Origin of the sequence: Sphingomonas pituitosa NBRC 102491 (assembly GCF_001598435.1) — a bacterium.
Lineage (GTDB): Bacteria > Pseudomonadota > Alphaproteobacteria > Sphingomonadales > Sphingomonadaceae > Sphingomonas > Sphingomonas pituitosa.
Genome location: NZ_BCYY01000010.1, coordinates 38,521 through 54,380 on the forward strand (window position 1 = coordinate 38,521; position 15,860 = coordinate 54,380).

Genomic DNA, 15,860 nt, shown 5'->3' on the forward strand with positions numbered 1-15,860 from the left:
TGGTGGTGGCTGGAGTTAGTTCTCAACAGCCGGCTCGCGGAGCCAATTACGCTTATCTCGCGAGCAAATGACAGGTGCGACCCTGTTACCTCAGAAATTCGATACGGCGCTTAGCGCTATCCGCTGATCCTTGCGCTGAGCGAAGCCACGATAGTCTATCTCAAGCCGCTCCAACACCACCTGCTGGATGTGCCTGCCATGAGTTGGATAAATATCAGAGGCTTCCAAGCCATCGATCATCGCAAGGAGATCAAATATCCTCTCAGGAAGGCCCTGGAGCGCATTCGATATGAGCATCGCGATACTGGTATAGGTATCATGCTCTACCTGCGGATATTCACGGATAAGCTGTATCGAAAGGGCCGCTTGGTAATATCCGACGTTTAAGACATCGAGCAAAACGTAAACCTCTCCGAGCTTGATCGGGGAGCGCTTCGATCGATCATCGTTGAATATGCGCCCTAAACGGCTTTTGGTTAACCTCCGGCGCGACGCTGCCTCGATGTCTCTATAGCTGAGCTTCTGCTCCTTGATAATTGCTCCCAAGAAGTCGGCATACTCGACTTCCGCTCTACCGCACTCGTCCGCGGATCGCTCCGCAGTGGGTACTAACTGCATACGAAACCCCCTGTTCAGGACAGGGAAAAGTAACCATCAGCCGTCCCATTTTGCAACCTAAAATGAGCCGTGGATGAAGGCCTGGGAGTTATCGGATAGGTACTACCTTCCCGTCTGCACGCTTTGCAGCCCCTTTGTATGCCTTAGCCTCAAGCATCGAGAGCCCGAATTTCGTTACGAACTCAGTTCTATTCTCCTCGACAACAAGGTCAAAGAGCATCAGTGATACCGCGTTAGCGAAACTAACACTGTCGCCTAAAAGTTTTTCGATCTCGGGTATCGAATCATCGATGGCATCGTAGCTCGACTCAAGAATGGTAATTTTTAAGGGTAAATCGCCGTCGGTTGGAATGATTTCCAAATGCTTTTTCAAATCTTCGGCACGATAGTTTTTATGCAACTCACTCGCAGTAGCGCTACGCTCATCGATGATTTGCGCAAGGCTACCGAACGTCATCTTGCTGTTCGAGAACAAGCGAATGCTCTCGGTTATCAACCTGAAATAACCCTCCGAGATATTCCAGCTCCACTCGCGATTTGCCTGTTCCATCAAACCCAGACGCCCTTTTCCCGCCCAGAATGGGCCGCTGCGACGTTTGCAACCCTGTCGCACGATGTTGTCGTTAACAGCCGGTTATAGGCTTGCCGGAGCCAATGATCGAATCGGTTTTTCACGAATCGCGTGGCAAGTCCCGGTTTCGGGACGACCGTCGCTCTATTGTCGGAGTATAGCCGAGTTCATGTCCCGGCTTCGGGACACGGTTCTCGCGAATCATAGTCGCGTACCTGCTAACCGTTGAAATGCTCTTAATCGTACCAAGTTCCGTCGAGTTTGTTTGCTCCGGAGAATCCCGGTGAGCCAACCTTGGCTTGGGCGCAGTGACCGCGCCCAGTCCAAGGAGACCTTTCGTATGAAGACTCTGTTCACCGCACGTCGCGCCGAGACCGCCGGTCTTGTCGCCACGGCCGCCATCGCCGCTGCGATGCTGGCAGGTCCGGCGTTCGCCGGTGCCGACACGACGTTCGACACGGCCCTCACGCAGTTCACCAACTTCCTCCAGGGCTCGGGCGGCAAGATCATCACCGTCCTTTCGCTGGCCGGTGGTGTCGTGGGTCTGGCCTCGGGCCGCTTCTCGCTCAGCCAGGTCGCGATCCCGGTGGGCGTGGGCGTCGGCGCCGGCACCGGCATTCCGATCGTCACTTCGACCGTCACCGCGACGATCTGACCGTCTGCTCCGGCGAGGTCGGCAGCTTCGCCGGAGCCCTTCGAGAAGGTGGCGCGATGGCAGACAAGTACGTGATCCACTCGCATCTGGACGATCCTGAGCTGATCGGGTTTTGGACGCTGGACGAGTTCCTCGCGATGATCATCCCCTTTGTTTGGGGGATCCTCTCCCAGCATATTCTCATCGGCATTGTGGCGGCATTCGCTGGCTGGTGGGCGCTGCGGAAGGCGAAAGCTGGGAAAGCGACGTCTTGGCTGATCCATCTGGCCTATTGGCATCTGCCAGGGGGGTTTCCCTCCGTACGGGCCACGCCACCTTCCTACCTCCGCGTGATGGTGGGCTGACATGGATTTCACCTATCAGCATGGGCAGAGCCAGCGGATCCTCCGCCAGCGCAATCTGCTCGGCATGGCTGTCCTCGCCCTCGCGGGTGTCATCGGCATTATGCTCCTCGTCTCGGCCACCCGGCCTCGCGAGATCGTCCTTCAACCGGTGTTGCGATCGCCGCTCCTCCTCAGCAGCGCGGGCATCTCGCGCGAATATCTGGAGCTTGTGACGCGCGACACCGCCGTCCTGGTGCTCGACCGCTCGCCGAGCAATCTGGAATACTGGATGCAGTCCGTCCTCGATATCACGAGCGCCAAGGCGCACGGGAAGATCAAGGCCGACCTTCTCAAGGTCGTGGATGAACAGCGCAGCTCCAGCATCGCGCAGTTCTTCACCATACAGTCGATGACCGTCGATCCGAAGAACCTTCGATCGACCGTCACTGGTCAGCTCCACACCATCGTGGGGCAGAAGATCATCTCCAACGACGTCCGCACCTTCCAATTCGATTGGGAGTATAATGGCGTCTCGTTGAAGCTCGCTGGCTTCGGGATGGTCGTCGATCCCAAGTCGCGAAAGGCACTTCCATGAACTACCTGGCCATCGGTAGCGCGGTGCTCGGCACCGCGCTCGTCTCGCGCCTGTGCATGCTCAGCCGGATGCTCGGCGCCGCGCTCCTCGCTGCGGCGATGTTCCTGTTCTTCGCGCGTCCCGCCCTTGCCGCCGACCAGACTGTTCAGGCCTCAGATGGCGGGCAGGTGTCGTGCAACGCCTCGGCGAAGGACCTCACCCGCATCAGCCTGGTCGAGGACGAGTTCTCGAGCGTCTCGAAGATCAACACGGGCAATCCGACCGACGATTTCAGCGTGGTCAACGAGCCGGTTCGCGGCGACATTTATCTGTCGGTGCCCGAAGGGTTCACCCGTCCCGCGCTCTCGTTCTTCGCGACCAGCAAGCGCGGTTACGTCTACAAGTTCGTCTGCCGGGTCTCCGGTGCCGATGCGGTCCAGGTGTTCATCTCGAACCCTGCAATCGCCAAGGCTGAGGCCGCTGAGGGCGGCACCGGCGTCAAGGCGGCACAGCGCTCCCCGCAGGACGCCGCGGTGGATCTGGTCCAGGCCATGTACACCAACCGCGTTCTCGATGGGTACGAGATGCGCCAGCGCTCGCTGCGCCCTGTCTATGTCGGCAACCTCAAGGTCCAGATGATCGCCGAGTATCGCGGCGACGAGATGACGGGCCGTGTCCTCCGCATCGAGAACAGGGGAACGGACGAGGCGCTCCTCAACGAAGCGACCGTCGCACCCTCCACCGCTCTCGCCGTGTCGATCGTCCAGCCCAAGCTCGCCGCTGGGCAGGTGACGACGGCGTATCTCGTCTCTCGCACCACTGGGAACTGACCATGGGCCTATCCGACATGTTCTCCCGCAACCGGAAGGCGCTGGATCCAGCGCCGACCGACAGCACCGTCTCACCCGTCGCCGGCGACCTGGGCGGCAATGATGCCATCAAGAAGAAGCAGCGCATGATGCTGGCGGGCGGCGGGCTTGTAGGCCTCGTCGGCGCCAGCTTCTGGATCTTCGGCGGTGACGGGAAGCCCAAGGCTGATCCGGACAAGCCGACCGAGGTGACGGTCTCGACCAAGGATTTGATGAATCGCAACCTCTCCGAGCAGGAGTGGATGTCGCTCTCCGAGAATCGTTTCCAGAGCGTCGACAACCAGCTGAAGGCGGCAAACGGCACCAACTCCCGCGTCGACCAGCTGCAGCAGCAGCTGGATCAGCTGAAGTCGCAGAACCAATCCATGAGCGCCGACGGCCAGCGTGTGGTCAGCGCCTATCAGGCCGAGAACGAGCAGCTACGCCGCCAGCTCAACGAGCGTGCGGCTGCCCCTGCCCCGGCGATTGCCGGTCCCGCAGCCATGTATGGCCCCACCGGTCAGCAGCTCTATCAGCGGCCTGACGCGAAGGGCGGCCCCAAGCAAGCCGCGGACGCAGGTCCGGTACCGACGCCGAGCCGCCTCAACGAGATCAAGCTCGTCTCCTTCACGACGGCCGACACCGGGACGGCGAAGAAGGTTGAGAAGGGCAACACCGTCTACACGGACAGCCCGAACTATCTGCCGGCGAACTCCTTCGCGACCGCGCGCGTGATCGTCGGCGTCGACGCAACCGCCGGCACGAACAGCCAGACCGATCCGATGCCGGTGGTCCTCCGCGTCACCGGCCCCGCCCGCAGCGTCTTCGCCAACGGCAAGCTCCTCACGACAAAGATCCAGGGCTGCCTCATCAACGGCGCGGCGCGCGGCGAGTTGTCGAGCGAGAAGGTCTATGTGAAGCTGCAGAAGATGACCTGCCCGCAGCCGGGTGGTCGCTACGCGGTGAGCGAGGTGAAGGGCTTTATCGCGTTCGGCGGCAAGGCCGGCGTTCGGGGCCGCGTGGTGAGCCGCGAAGGCTCCCTTGTATCGCAGGCCTTCCTCGCCGGCCTCGTCGGCGGTTTCGGCCGCGGCTTTTCCGCCAATGCGCAGCAGTCCTTCATGGCACCGAGCGTGACCGTGAACGGCAAGCGCCAGCAGCTCAGCGTCGAGGACATCGCGCAGGGCGGCCTCGGCCAGGGTGTCGCGCAGACCGGCGACATGGTCTCGAAGTACCTCATCGAGCGCGCCGAGCAGTACCAGCCCGTCATCGAAATGCCGACGGGTATCGATGTCGAAATCGTCTTCCTGGAGGGCGTCCATGTCCGCAACTGAGAATAAGGATCTTCGCAGCAAGAAACTGCGTAACGTTGGTGTGACGGCGCTTCTTGGCGTCATCAGCTTCGCCGGCGCAGCCTGGGCGACGCCGAGCCTCCTTCCACATCTCTCCGGCGCTTCGGCACGGCAGGTTAAGGTGGTGGAGCTCCTGAAGGCGCGCCTGCCCAAGACGCAGATCACCAAGGTGAACTGCGAGAAGGTCAACGGCCTGTGCGAGGTGACCGCCGGCACGACGCTCTTCTATGTCGACCAAAGCGCTCGCTTCCTCGTCATCGGCCGCGTCTACGACATGCAGACCCAGCAGGATCTAACCGCGGTTCGCCTCCTCGAGATGAACCCGGACATGCTGGTTGGCGGCGCAGCCAAGGCGGCCAACGCAGGCGGCGACGGCGACAAGGATGCGCCCATCAGCCGCTCGGCCAAGACCCCGCCCCCGGCCATCAAGCACCTCGACTTGAGCGGATTGCCCCAGAGCGGGGCCATCGCTTGGGGCAACCCCTCGGGCACGACGGTCACCGTCTTCAGCGACTTCCGCTGCAGCTATTGCCGCGCACTGAGCAACAGCCTGCGCGACATGAACGTCCGGGTGGTAGAGCGGCCGATTTCGACGCTCGGCAGCCGCGAGCTGGCCAACCAGGTCTACTGCGCGAAGAATCGCGAGAAAGCGCTGCACCAGGCCTATGCCGGCGAGCCGGTCCAATCGGTCGGCTCCTGCGACACCTCGGGGCTGGATGCGAACGAGAAGTACGCCCGTGCCAACGGCCTCGCCGGCACGCCCGTCATTGTCCGCTCCGATGGTGCCGTCATCGAAGGCTATCGCCCCAAGGAGTTCCTGAAGGCCTGGATCGATGGAGGTCGCTCGTGAACGCGAACCTCGCGCGCACCGCGCTTCTCCTCGCCAGCGCCGCCACGCTGTCCAGCTGCATGGGCCTCAGCGGCAACATCAAGGGCAGCTTCACCTGCGGCGCGCCTGAAGGTGGCAGCTGCGCCCCGACGTCGATCATCGACGACAAGGCGCTGTCGATGATCGCAGGAGACCAGGGCGACACCCAGCTCTCCCCAGCTGGCCCCTACAGCGCTCCCAAGGATGCGGCGCAGACGATCCGCGCGGTTGCCTCGGCCAATCCCGCTCGCACTGGCGAGAAGGTGCTCCGGATCGTCTTCCCGTCCTATATCGACGGCATCGGCCGCCTTCACGAGCGGTCGGTCGTGCATGCCGTGGTCGACCGCGGTGACTGGCAGAGCGCTGCCGCCCAGGACACGGTCGCAACCAGCCCCGCCGAGGTCGCTGCCGCCACCGGCTCAGGCACGCTCCTGGCCGCCGTCGAGCGCGCAGAAGAGCCCGTGGCCGACGGCGACGACGCTGCAATTCCTGATCCTGCTGCGGTCGAGGCGGCACGATCGCGGGCTAGCGCATCAACGGCGCCGACTCCTTCGGATCCGATCGGCGCGATCAAGGAAGACGTGGCGCGGCGGCTCTCCCCCGCCAAGCCCTCCGAGGCGGTCCGCTCCACCAACGCCGGCTCCAATCCAATCCCCAAGGTGTCGCTCAACCTCCCGTCCGCCCAGCCCAAGCCCACCTCTTCCGCGAACCTCTCCCCTGCTCGTGCGAACGGCACGATCGTGCCGGCGCGGGCAACAGAGGCGGGCAAGGCGGCGATCGGCGCCATGAACGCGAACCCGCTTATCCGCTCGGCGGCTGCAACCCTTGAGAGCGACACGCGCGCCGCAGCTGGCTCGGTGCCGGTGCCGACCCTCCGTGCGCCCTCCTTCCCCGGTGTGACCGGAGGCGACCAATGAGCTTCGTGCGCAACATGCTCAACCTGATGCTCGGGGATTCCGCGACGCCGGAGTCCGAGCGTCCGTCGACCGCGGTGCCGCGCTTCTGCAACTGGCTGCCTTACCGAAGCTTCGATCCGAAGACGAACATCTTCTACAACGCCGGCTCGCGCGGCTTCGTCGTGGAAGCGACCCCTATGGTCGGCGCCAGCGAGCGCACCGGCGAGATCATGACGCAGTTCCTCTCGGAGGCGGTGCCTGCACCGGGATCTTTAGAGTTCCACTCCTGGCAGAGCCCGCGCGTGGGCGGCCGCCTCTCCCAGTGGTACATGCCGCGATACGCCGCCGCCGGCATCTACGAGCGGATGGCGAAGCACCGCACGGAGTATCTGCAGAATGGCGTTTGGTCGTCGCTCTCGTCGTCCTCACCGATGCACCTGCGCAACCATCGTCTCCTCATCGCCTATGCCACGCCCGAGACGAGCCGCGTCACCAACGAAGAAATCACGGCTACGCTTGATGCGCTTCTCGCGATGCTGGAATCGATCAGCGTCCACGCAAGGGCGATCGATCCTGTCGGTCTGATCGGGTGGATCGACGACATCATCTCGCCGACCACGGCGCCAGGTGACGATACGATCGCCTACAACCCCTTCGATCCGATCGCCGATCAGGCGGTCCGTCAGGACCTCGAGATGAAAATCGAGCCGGACCGGGTGCTCCTCCGCACCGAGCGCTTTCGCCCCACTGGTCGCACCGTCGATAACACGCCGGAGATCGGGGAAATTTACCCTGACGTATTCGACGTCCGCAGCTTCTCGGTCCGCAATCTGCCGCCCCGTTGGGCTCCCTGGGATAGTGCCAAGCTCATCGGCGACATCTTCGCCGACAAGCTGCGCTTCCCCTGCCCCGTCTCGACCAACCTGCTGATCGACTTCCCTGATGCCGAGGCCGAGGCGCAGCGCGCAGGGCGAAAGTTCCTTCGAACGACCTCGCTGGCCGACAGCAAGTCGGCTCGGCTGCTCCCACAGCTGAAGGACCAGTCTGCCGAGTGGCAGCACGTCAGAGACGAACTTCGCCAAGGCCGCAGGCTCCTTCAGGTATTCTACTCGGTCACGGCATTCAGCCCCATGGGCAAGGGCGACGCGAACGAGCGTGTGTTGAAGTCGATCTACCGGTCTGCCGGGTGGGATCTGCTCGACGATCGCTACCTGCAGGTTCAGGGCCTGCTCGCGGCCATGCCGATGACCATGAGCAACGGTCTCTCTTACGACCTGCGCAACATGAAGCGGATGCGGACGATGCTCAGCACGACCGCCGGCAATCTCGCGCCGATGCAGGGCGAGTATCTGGGCGGGCATATCCCGCATCTCATGCTGATCGGTAGGCGGGGCCAACCCTTCTACTGGTCGCCCTTCGAGAACAGCGCCGGCAACCACAACGTGGCTGTCTTCGGCAAATCGGGGTCGGGCAAGTCGGTCGCGCTCCAGGAGCTTTGCGCAGCGCTGTGCGGTGCCGGCTCCAAGGTTGTCGTGATCGATGACGGGCGCTCGTTCGAGCACTCGGCCAAGCTGCAGAACGGCGCGTTCGTCGAGTTCACGATGTCCTCGGGGTTCTGCATCAACCCCTTTTCGATGATCGACCCGGTGCAGGCCGAAAACGACGAGGATTACCTCCTCGACTGCCTGGCGATGCTCAAGTCGATCATCAGCCAGATGGCCCGCCACATCGACAAGCTCAACGACACCGAACGCGGCCTCATTGACGGGGCGGTGAACCATGTGTGGTCAACCAGCGGCCGTCAGGGCTCGATTGACGAAGTGATCGAGGCGCTCAACGGAGCCGGCACAGATCTGGCGCGCGACCTTGGAATCGCAATGCGGCCCTTCTCGGCCGCCGGCACCTATGGCCGGTTCTTCCAAGGTGAGGTGTCGTTCCAGCTCAAGGCCGATCTTACCGTCTTCGAGCTGTCGGACCTCTCCTCCCGCGAAGAGCTGCGTTCGGTGGTGCTGACCGCCATCATGTTCCTGGCCAGCCAGATGATGCGCAAGGTCGATCGCTCGATACCCAAGGCGCTGCTCCTCGATGAGGCCTGGCAGATGCTTAAAGGCGGCTCCATGGCCGATTTCATTGAGGCCTATGCCCGCACGTGCCGAAAGTACGGCGCGTCGCTGGTGACCGCCACGCAGAGCCTCAACGACTATTACAAGTCAGACGGCTCCAAAGCCGCGCTCGAGAACAGCGATTGGTTCGTAATCCTTCAGCAGAAGGAAGAGACGATCGCCGACTTCAAGAAGCACGATCGCTTCGAAATGGACGATCACACCGACGCGCTCCTGCGCTCGCTTAAGCGCCAGGGCCGGGAGTATTCGGACATTCTCATCAAGGGTCCGGACATGCTCGCCACGGGTCGGCTCGTACTCGATCCCTATTCGGCGACCGTCTTTTCCTCAAGCCCGCAGACCTTCGCCGACATCAAGTCGCTGATGGCGCAGGGCCTGACCATGGAAGCCGCGATCGAGCGGATCGCCTTCCCCGACAATCCCGAGAAATGGAGCGGCGCCGATACTGGCCTCGCCATGGCAGCGGAGTGACCGACATGTCGCTTGCACAGACGGAACCCAAGGTGGTGCATCTGCACCTCAGGCGTCAGCCCCCGAAGCCCGACTATGGCTTCGTCGCGTACGCATTCCTCCACTTCGCCGGCTTCATCGCCACCACACTCCTCATGACGATGGGCGTCTTCGTGCTCGCCTTCCTGGCGATCGGCGACTTCTCGATCGACGGCATGATGCACCACCTCGCCAACCTTTCGTCGCGCTACATCGCAGCCGATGCGGGTCGCGTGGCGAGCTTCAAGCTGATGATCGGTGGCGCCGGCATGCTGATTGCGCTGGCGATCATGTTCTTCCGCCGCGGTGCGATCCTGCCGCCGCGTACCCCCGCATCCTCGCTCGCAGGAGGCCAGACCCATGTCTGATGTGATCGAGAGCACCGAGCCCGCTGCTTCGCCGACCCCGTCCGCGACCTCCGCGGCTGAGGTCAAGCGGGCTCGGACTGTCTTCGCCGGCTACACGGCCGCCCAGCTGCTCCTTGGCCTTGTGATCCTAGCGCTCGCCATCTGGGGGATCTGGGTCACGCGCACGCTGATGATGCCGCGCGAACAGCACATCGTTCGCGCCGACCTCTCCCGTATCGTTGGAGAGTATGTGACGGCACAGTCGCGCACGCTCACCCCGCCCGAGCGCGTCCAGACCGAAATGAAGCAGTTCATGTCCTCGCTCGACGCCGAGCTTGGCCGGCGCGGGGCCAAGGGCCAGGTCGTGCTCGTCGGCGAGGCAGTCTTGTCGAAGGGCGTGCCGGACATCACCGACGACGTTGCGAAGGCGGTATACGCCTCTGGCGTCAATCGGCCGAAGCCTGCCTCTGAGGCTGAGCTGCGCGCGGCGATCCAGCGCCAGCAGATGCAGACGGGTCAGCAGGCTGCGCCGCAGCAGCAGCTCGCCCCGCAGATGCCCGCGCCCGCAGCTGCCGCACCCGACATGAGCGGCTTCGCGGCGCCGCAGGGCGGGCCTGCAGCCGCAGCGTCGTCGAACGGACCTGTCGGCGCCGCGATGCAGTCCTTCGGAGGCCCCGATGCCGGCGGCTACTGAAGCAGCTGCAGCGGCGCCTCAGCGCTGGCGGCCTCGCAAGCACCTCTGGGCGGCCGTGGCGCTAATGATCGGCGGCACCGCCTGCTACCAGGGCATCAGCGCGTGGCGGGAGGAGCATGCCTTCCTGATCAACCGCACGGACTCGCTGCCGGTCTGGGCCTTCTGGATCCACAAGAACCATATGCCCGAGCGCGGCCAGTACGTGTTCTTCAAGCCGCCCGCCAATGCCCTCGTCGTCCGACACTTCGGGAACAAGCCGGAGATGTTCGGCAAGATCGTCTACGGCATGCCTGGCGACACGGTGACGCATCATGCGGCCGATGTCTTCGTGAACGGGAAGCTCGTCGCCCACATGAAGCCGCTGACCAAGGCCGGCGAGCCGCTGACCGCTGGTCCGACAGGCAAGATCCCCGCCGGCTGCTACTATGTCGGCACGCCGCACAAGGACGGCTTCGACAGTCGCTATGCCGAGATCGGCTATGCGTGCGCGGGCAAGATCATCGGCACGGGAGTGCCGATCCTGTGAAGCGCGCCCTCGAGTCCGTCGCGATCGTGGCGCTGCTCTCGGTGAGCCTCACTTCGTCGATCCAGGCCAGCGATCATGGCACAATGGGGCAGACCTTCCCCATCATCGAGCCGGATCTGCTCGCGACTATCGAGGGCCGCCTCAAGCACCTGCAGGCAACCGGCGAGATCGACCGCATGAACGCGGTCTTCGCCAAGCGTGCGGAGGCGAAGGTGCGTCGCCCCGTTCCAGTGGCAGGCATCTCCCGCGCCACCGAGGCGCGTGTGTGGGACTATGACCCCTCCGTCTCCGTCGATCACGACGTGCGGGACACCAAGGGCAACATGATCGCTCGCGCGGGGCAGGCGGTGAACCCGCTCGACTTCGTGACCATGCATCAGGCGCTCGTCTTCGTCGACGGCGACAGCAAGCCGCAGATGGCCTGGGCGACCGAGCGCTACAGCGACCTGAAGGCCAAGATCATCCTCGTGAGCGGCGCACCGCTCGAGGAAATGACCAATCGCCAGCGGCGCTTCTACTTCGACCAGGAGGGTCGCCTCACGGGTCGGCTTGGCATTCGCCACACGCCGGCAATCGTCGAGCAGGCGGGCCGCGTCCTGAAGATCTCCGAAATCGTCCTCAAGGGAGCCGACTGATGCCCCTCTGGCTCGACATGCTTCGCACGCCCATGGCAGCGCCCGAGACCCCTGCCCTCCGCGCCGATCGCCGGATCTGGCAGGCGCTTTGTGTCGCGTCCGCAGCCTCGGTTCTGCTGATCGTTCCGCTGACCAAGCTTCTGGGCAGCGCCGCAGCCGTTTTGGTGGGCGCCCTTCTCGCCATGACGGCGATCAAGACCTGCTTCTATCTCGGTCGAAAGAAGGCCGCCGACGATCGCTACCTCGAGACCGTGACGGAGGACGGCCTGTGATCGCACATATCGATCCTTGGCAGGTCGCGTGCGCGATCGTCACCTTCGCCTCAGCCGCAGTCGTGCTGATCAGTGTCGCGGATATGCGGCGATGAAGGCCTTCCGCCACCTCCTGGTCGTGTTCCTTGCGATCTTCGCCGGCGCCACCATCGCACCACGTGCCAACGCGCAGGTAACGACGTGCAGCGGGCGGTTCGTGAACCCCATCACGGACGTCTGCTGGTCGTGCCTCTTTCCGCTGTCGATCGGCGGCCTGTCGATCTGGCCGAGCACGCGCCCCGACACCAGCAACCCCGCCCTACCGATCTGCGCATGCGGGTCGCCTGTGCCGCGCATCGGCATCGCCGCTGGCTTCTGGGAGCCTGTCCGTCTCGCCGATGTGTCGACCAAGCCCTGGTGCTTCGTCTCACTCGGCGGCGCCAAGATCGCGCCCAACTTCAACATCGGCAATGGCTACGTCCAGGGTCCATCGCAGATCGGCGGCAAGTCGCAGAGCACGTCGAAGTGGCACGTCCACTGGTATATCTACCCGTTGCTCTACTGGATGGAAATTCTCACCGACTTCATCTGCTTCGAGCAAACCAGCTTTGACATTGCCTACATCACCGAGATCGATCCGCTGTGGCAGGATGACAGCCTTACCACGATCCTGAACCCCGAAGCGGTCCTCTTCTCGAACCCGATCGCGCAGGCGGCGTGCGCCGCAGATTGCATCGCGGGCACGGTTGGACTGCCCCTCGATCCGCTCTTCTGGTGCGCTGGTTGTCAGGGCCCGATGTACCCGGTGAACGGCAACGTGCCGGCGCATGTCGACCATGTGCAGGCGTCACGCCTCGCCCTCACCCGCTTCGCCTTCAAGCTGCACCGCGAGGGCTTGGCCTGGGGGACGATGGGCTCGGCGGGTCTGTGCAACAAGTATCTGATGCCGGTGCTGCGCAAGCAGCAATACCGCGTCCAGATGACCAATCCGATCCCGACCGTCTTCGGTCCCGGATCCTGTGGGCCGCTCGGCGGCTCGACCCTGCTCGCCACGACAGGCCGTGCCTTCCCCGTCATCGGCGAGGACATGGGTTACCTCGTGTGGCGCAAGCGCAACTGCTGCGTGCTTTGAGGAGACACCAGACATGCGCCGCTTCCTGATCGTAGCAGCTGCCCTCGCCGCCGGTGCTGGCATTCAGGCGCTCGCCCAGAATGCCCCGGCGGTGATGCAGCAGGTCCAAGACCTCGACGTGAACGCCATCCAGAAGCGTGCGGCCGCGATGCAGGAGGATGCGGCCAAGTTCGCCGAGCATGTCCGCAATCGCGGCGATGCCTTCCGAGACGAAGCACTCGAGATGCAGGACAGGCTGCCGCAAACCCTGACGAACCTTGCCAAGACGGATCTGCCGCGCGGACCGGAAGGCGCCTTCGACTTCAACGAGATCATCAAGGGCGCAAGCCAGAATGCGACCACGACGCGCGGCCAGGCTCCGCAGATCATCGCCTTTGCAAGCCTCTCCATGCCGCCGGAATCGCTTCGCCGCATGATCGCCGACACGACCAAGGCCGGCGGCATCGTGGTGTTCCGAGGCTTCCCCAACAACTCGCTGAAGGAGTTCAGCGCGGCGATGCGGAACGTCGTGAAGAAGGAGGATCAGCTCTCCAACGTCGGCATCGATCCCCGCCTCTTCCGCGCCTTCAACGTGCAGGCCGTGCCCGCCTATGTCGCGGTCTCTTCAGACTTCGACCTGTGCTCGGGCTTCACCTGCCAGGACAAGCTGCCGCCCTATGACCGGATGACCGGCAACGTGACCGTTCGCTATGCGCTCGAGACCTTCTCCGATGCGCGTGGACCAGGTGCCGCCGTCTCGAAGATCGCGCTGGCCAATATGGCAAAGGCCGGGTCGTGAAGCGCCTCGCCCTCACCCTCCTGATCTCGGTCGCGCTCGGCTCGGCCGCGGGCGTCGCGCAGCAGTCCGCGCAGACCACGCAGACCACGCAGACCACGCAGCAGGCGCGCGATGAGGGCAACTCGTTCGGCAAGGCGACCCGTGCCGGCGCGGACAAGCCCACGAACGGGATGGAAAACCAGGTGCCTGGCTACGCCGGCACGAACCTCCCGCAGACTGGCTATTTCAACAATCCGGAGCAGCTGACTACGGACGGCGCGATCGCGGCGCAGGCAAATGAAACCTTCGATACCGTCATCGACAAGCAAGGCACGCGTGCGCAGTTCACCAACAACGAGCTGATCGACACGACCAAGCGCGCGACCGCCGTTGAGCAGGATCCGAACAGCTACCTTGGCGGCGAAAGCCTCGGCGGCTCGCAAGGGACCTGCAAGCCGCTCCCCCCGGGTGCAGGCCAGAAGGGCTATTACGAGGCGACATGCAACCAGGGCTCCAAGCCCGAGGAGCGCCAGGAGAGCTGCACGAGCCGAATTGAGACCGAGGTCAAGAACACCGAGGAGTTCAAGTACCTGGTGGTGCCGAGCAACGCCTATGGCACCCCCCTCACCCGGCAATCGCAGGTGGATCCGCTCGTCGCCTCCGGCCAGTGCCGCGCGTCGGGTGCCTCCTATGGCGGCTGCACCGCGCACGACATGTTCGGCTTCGCCCGCAACAAGTTCTGCGGCGACTTCACGGCGCGCGAGTACATCTGCAAGGCCGATTTCCCGGAAATGGCGACCTTCAGCCCGAGCAAGACGGGCTATAGCTGGTATGCCAAGCAGGGCACGAAGACGGTTGACGTCCACCGGACCACCACCTGCGGCGCGCTCGACGGGGACCCCAACTGCACCGCGCAAGGATCCGAGGTCTGCACGGAAGGCCCCGAGACCCGCGTCATCGAGGGCGTGTCGGTCACCCAGAGCTGCTGGGCCTGGTCCAAGCCGTTCATGTGCCAGCGCATCGTCAAGGCCAGCGACTGCAGCACGCTCGATGCCGATCCCAAGTGCAAGTTCCTGCGCAACGAGTGCCTGGATGATCCGCAGTCGGGTGCCTGTCAGGTAAACCAGCGCGTCTACAGCTGCCCGCTGCCCGATGCGCCGGCATCGGGGCAGAGCGAGTACATCTGCGGCAACGACGTCTACTGCATGAACGGCAATTGCGAGCCGATCGAGCGCGAGGCCTCGACCGAATTCAAGGACGCGCTCGTCGCCCTGAACGCGCTCGGCCAAGCGGGCAAGGAATTCGATCCGGACAAGCTGACCGTCTTCACCGGCGAGCGCGACACCTGCAGCAAGCAGATCTTCGGCGCCTCCAACTGCTGTTCCGGCAAGGGCGTGCCGCTGCTCACCCCCTGGCTGTGCAGCTCGGCCGAGAAGGAGCTGGATAAGAAGGACGACAAGGGCCTTTGCTACAAGGTCGGGTCCTACTGCGCCTCCAAGATCCTTGGCGTCTGCATCACGTCGCGCGATGCCTATTGCTGCTTCGGCAGCAAGCTGAGCCGGATCCTGCAGGTCCAGGGTCGCCCCCAGATCAACAAGCCGTGGGGCAGCCCCAAGAACGAGCAGTGCAAGGGCTTCACGATCGAGGAGTTCCAGCGCCTCGACCTGTCGAAGATGGATTTTTCCGAGGTCTATGCCGAGTTCACCGAGGCCGTGAAGCTTCCGGATGAAGTCCAGACCATGACCGACATCCAGAAGAAAATTCAGGACTATTATGACCTTAACACCGGCAAATGACCTGCCCGTGGCGACGCCGCGGCATCCTTGCGTGATCGACCTGTCGGTGCTCGAGCTGGCGACCTTCATGCGGGTCTACCGCTCCGGCAAGCCCAGCTCGGCCGAGGAAATCGCCGCCACGCTGAGCATCTGGTTCCGCTGCGACATCATCGGCGCGGATCTCCGAGACATGCTCGTCGGCATGGTCAGTCGCGGCTTTCTCGCCAACCATGCCCGCGGCTTCGTCCGCGCAACCAGCCACGGCCGCCGCCATGCGCGGCCGCATCTCTACGGCGTTGTCCAGATGCTCGATTCCGGCACGAAGATGCTGGACGCGGCCGTCATGCTCTCGCTGGTCGGCATCGCCGCCCACGAGCTCGACGGCGAAATCGACAATGAAACCATCGTTGATTGAGGGGAAGGATCTCT

At 63.6% G+C, this 15,860-nt stretch carries 19 protein-coding genes; 17 read left to right on the top strand and 2 right to left on the bottom strand.

What is annotated here, in order from left to right:
• Window positions 1-90 precede the first annotated feature (90 nt).
• Both SPI01S_RS10235 and SPI01S_RS10240 read right to left on the bottom strand, forming a co-directional pair.
• Complete coding sequence (locus tag SPI01S_RS10235; protein WP_066721838.1) at window positions 91-618, bottom strand: hypothetical protein; 528 nt, start codon at window positions 616-618, stop codon at window positions 91-93.
• A gap of 88 nt (window positions 619-706) precedes the next feature.
• Window positions 707-1,168 carry a hypothetical protein gene (locus tag SPI01S_RS10240; RefSeq protein WP_066721839.1) on the bottom strand — a complete coding sequence of 154 codons (462 nt, stop codon included), beginning with the start codon at window positions 1,166-1,168 and terminating at the stop codon, window positions 707-709.
• 361 nt (window positions 1,169-1,529) lie between these two features.
• Between SPI01S_RS10240 and SPI01S_RS10245 the strand changes: the two genes are divergently transcribed.
• The 17 genes from SPI01S_RS10245 (at window position 1,530) to SPI01S_RS10325 (ending at window position 15,846) form a co-directional block, all read left to right on the top strand.
• On the top strand, window positions 1,530-1,844 hold the full coding sequence (locus SPI01S_RS10245; RefSeq protein ID WP_066721840.1) for a TrbC/VirB2 family protein: 315 nt from the start codon (window positions 1,530-1,532) through the stop codon (window positions 1,842-1,844).
• 56 nt (window positions 1,845-1,900) lie between these two features.
• On the top strand, window positions 1,901-2,188 hold the full coding sequence (gene traL, locus SPI01S_RS10250) for a type IV conjugative transfer system protein TraL (protein ID WP_066721841.1): 288 nt from the start codon (window positions 1,901-1,903) through the stop codon (window positions 2,186-2,188).
• A 1-nt stretch (window position 2,189) separates the two neighbouring features.
• Window positions 2,190-2,762, top strand: coding sequence for a type IV conjugative transfer system protein TraE (locus SPI01S_RS10255; protein ID WP_066721842.1), 573 nt, complete (start codon window positions 2,190-2,192; stop codon window positions 2,760-2,762).
• A complete protein-coding gene (locus SPI01S_RS10260; protein WP_066721843.1) occupies window positions 2,759-3,571 on the top strand; it encodes a type-F conjugative transfer system secretin TraK in 813 nt (270 codons plus the stop codon). The genes SPI01S_RS10255 and SPI01S_RS10260 overlap by 4 nt, the downstream gene beginning before the upstream one ends.
• A gap of 2 nt (window positions 3,572-3,573) precedes the next feature.
• The gene (locus SPI01S_RS10265; protein WP_066721844.1) at window positions 3,574-4,920 is read left to right on the top strand and encodes a TraB/VirB10 family protein; all 1,347 of its coding nucleotides are present in this window, start codon (window positions 3,574-3,576) and stop codon (window positions 4,918-4,920) included.
• Complete coding sequence (locus tag SPI01S_RS10270; protein WP_066721845.1) at window positions 4,907-5,788, top strand: DsbC family protein; 882 nt, start codon at window positions 4,907-4,909, stop codon at window positions 5,786-5,788. The genes SPI01S_RS10265 and SPI01S_RS10270 overlap by 14 nt, the downstream gene beginning before the upstream one ends.
• Window positions 5,785-6,723: a TraV family lipoprotein gene (locus SPI01S_RS10275; RefSeq protein WP_066721847.1), complete on the top strand. Its 939-nt coding sequence runs from the start codon at window positions 5,785-5,787 to the stop codon at window positions 6,721-6,723. The genes SPI01S_RS10270 and SPI01S_RS10275 overlap by 4 nt, the downstream gene beginning before the upstream one ends.
• Window positions 6,720-9,296, top strand: a complete 2,577-nt coding sequence (gene traC / locus SPI01S_RS10280) for a type IV secretion system protein TraC (protein ID WP_066721849.1) — start codon at window positions 6,720-6,722, stop codon at window positions 9,294-9,296. Before SPI01S_RS10275 ends, traC begins: the two co-directional genes overlap by 4 nt.
• 5 nt (window positions 9,297-9,301) lie before the next feature.
• Window positions 9,302-9,682: a hypothetical protein gene (locus SPI01S_RS10285; protein WP_066722022.1), complete on the top strand. Its 381-nt coding sequence runs from the start codon at window positions 9,302-9,304 to the stop codon at window positions 9,680-9,682.
• Complete coding sequence (locus tag SPI01S_RS10290) at window positions 9,675-10,355, top strand: TrbI F-type domain-containing protein (protein WP_066721851.1); 681 nt, start codon at window positions 9,675-9,677, stop codon at window positions 10,353-10,355. Before SPI01S_RS10285 ends, SPI01S_RS10290 begins: the two co-directional genes overlap by 8 nt.
• Window positions 10,339-10,881 carry a S26 family signal peptidase gene (locus tag SPI01S_RS10295; protein ID WP_066721853.1) on the top strand — a complete coding sequence of 181 codons (543 nt, stop codon included), beginning with the start codon at window positions 10,339-10,341 and terminating at the stop codon, window positions 10,879-10,881. The genes SPI01S_RS10290 and SPI01S_RS10295 overlap by 17 nt, the downstream gene beginning before the upstream one ends.
• A complete protein-coding gene (gene traW / locus SPI01S_RS10300) occupies window positions 10,878-11,516 on the top strand; it encodes a type-F conjugative transfer system protein TraW (RefSeq protein WP_066721855.1) in 639 nt (212 codons plus the stop codon). The genes SPI01S_RS10295 and traW overlap by 4 nt, the downstream gene beginning before the upstream one ends.
• Window positions 11,516-11,788 (top strand): hypothetical protein, encoded by a 273-nt coding sequence (locus tag SPI01S_RS10305; protein WP_066721857.1) that lies wholly within the window; start codon window positions 11,516-11,518, stop codon window positions 11,786-11,788. Before traW ends, SPI01S_RS10305 begins: the two co-directional genes overlap by 1 nt.
• 91 nt (window positions 11,789-11,879) lie before the next feature.
• Window positions 11,880-12,899, top strand: a complete 1,020-nt coding sequence (gene traU / locus SPI01S_RS10310) for a conjugal transfer pilus assembly protein TraU (protein ID WP_066721859.1) — start codon at window positions 11,880-11,882, stop codon at window positions 12,897-12,899.
• A 13-nt stretch (window positions 12,900-12,912) separates the two neighbouring features.
• Window positions 12,913-13,677 (top strand): type-F conjugative transfer system pilin assembly protein TrbC, encoded by a 765-nt coding sequence (gene trbC / locus SPI01S_RS10315; protein ID WP_066721861.1) that lies wholly within the window; start codon window positions 12,913-12,915, stop codon window positions 13,675-13,677.
• Window positions 13,674-15,452, top strand: a complete 1,779-nt coding sequence (locus tag SPI01S_RS10320; protein ID WP_066721863.1) for a conjugal transfer protein TraN — start codon at window positions 13,674-13,676, stop codon at window positions 15,450-15,452. Before trbC ends, SPI01S_RS10320 begins: the two co-directional genes overlap by 4 nt.
• 31 nt (window positions 15,453-15,483) lie before the next feature.
• Complete coding sequence (locus SPI01S_RS10325) at window positions 15,484-15,846, top strand: hypothetical protein (protein ID WP_066721864.1); 363 nt, start codon at window positions 15,484-15,486, stop codon at window positions 15,844-15,846.
• The last annotated feature ends 14 nt before the right edge of the window (window positions 15,847-15,860 follow it).

What these genes read in the sequence shown, in the direction of transcription:
- SPI01S_RS10245 (WP_066721840.1), top strand. Translation starts at nt 1,530, where the DNA reads ATGAAGACTCTGTTCACCGCACGTCGCGCCGAGACCGCCGGTCTTGTC.
- SPI01S_RS10290 (WP_066721851.1), top strand. Translation starts at nt 9,675, where the DNA reads ATGTCTGATGTGATCGAGAGCACCGAGCCCGCTGCTTCGCCGACCCCG.
- SPI01S_RS10260 (WP_066721843.1), top strand. Translation starts at nt 2,759, where the DNA reads ATGAACTACCTGGCCATCGGTAGCGCGGTGCTCGGCACCGCGCTCGTC.
- SPI01S_RS10295 (WP_066721853.1), top strand. Translation starts at nt 10,339, where the DNA reads ATGCCGGCGGCTACTGAAGCAGCTGCAGCGGCGCCTCAGCGCTGGCGG.
- traU (WP_066721859.1), top strand. Translation starts at nt 11,880, where the DNA reads ATGAAGGCCTTCCGCCACCTCCTGGTCGTGTTCCTTGCGATCTTCGCC.
- SPI01S_RS10265 (WP_066721844.1), top strand. Translation starts at nt 3,574, where the DNA reads ATGGGCCTATCCGACATGTTCTCCCGCAACCGGAAGGCGCTGGATCCA.
- SPI01S_RS10240 (WP_066721839.1), bottom strand. Translation starts at nt 1,168, where the DNA reads ATGGAACAGGCAAATCGCGAGTGGAGCTGGAATATCTCGGAGGGTTAT.
- SPI01S_RS10235 (WP_066721838.1), bottom strand. Translation starts at nt 618, where the DNA reads ATGCAGTTAGTACCCACTGCGGAGCGATCCGCGGACGAGTGCGGTAGA.
- SPI01S_RS10305 (WP_066721857.1), top strand. Translation starts at nt 11,516, where the DNA reads ATGCCCCTCTGGCTCGACATGCTTCGCACGCCCATGGCAGCGCCCGAG.
- traC (WP_066721849.1), top strand. Translation starts at nt 6,720, where the DNA reads ATGAGCTTCGTGCGCAACATGCTCAACCTGATGCTCGGGGATTCCGCG.
- traL (WP_066721841.1), top strand. Translation starts at nt 1,901, where the DNA reads ATGGCAGACAAGTACGTGATCCACTCGCATCTGGACGATCCTGAGCTG.
- SPI01S_RS10285 (WP_066722022.1), top strand. Translation starts at nt 9,302, where the DNA reads ATGTCGCTTGCACAGACGGAACCCAAGGTGGTGCATCTGCACCTCAGG.
- trbC (WP_066721861.1), top strand. Translation starts at nt 12,913, where the DNA reads ATGCGCCGCTTCCTGATCGTAGCAGCTGCCCTCGCCGCCGGTGCTGGC.
- SPI01S_RS10255 (WP_066721842.1), top strand. Translation starts at nt 2,190, where the DNA reads ATGGATTTCACCTATCAGCATGGGCAGAGCCAGCGGATCCTCCGCCAG.
- SPI01S_RS10270 (WP_066721845.1), top strand. Translation starts at nt 4,907, where the DNA reads ATGTCCGCAACTGAGAATAAGGATCTTCGCAGCAAGAAACTGCGTAAC.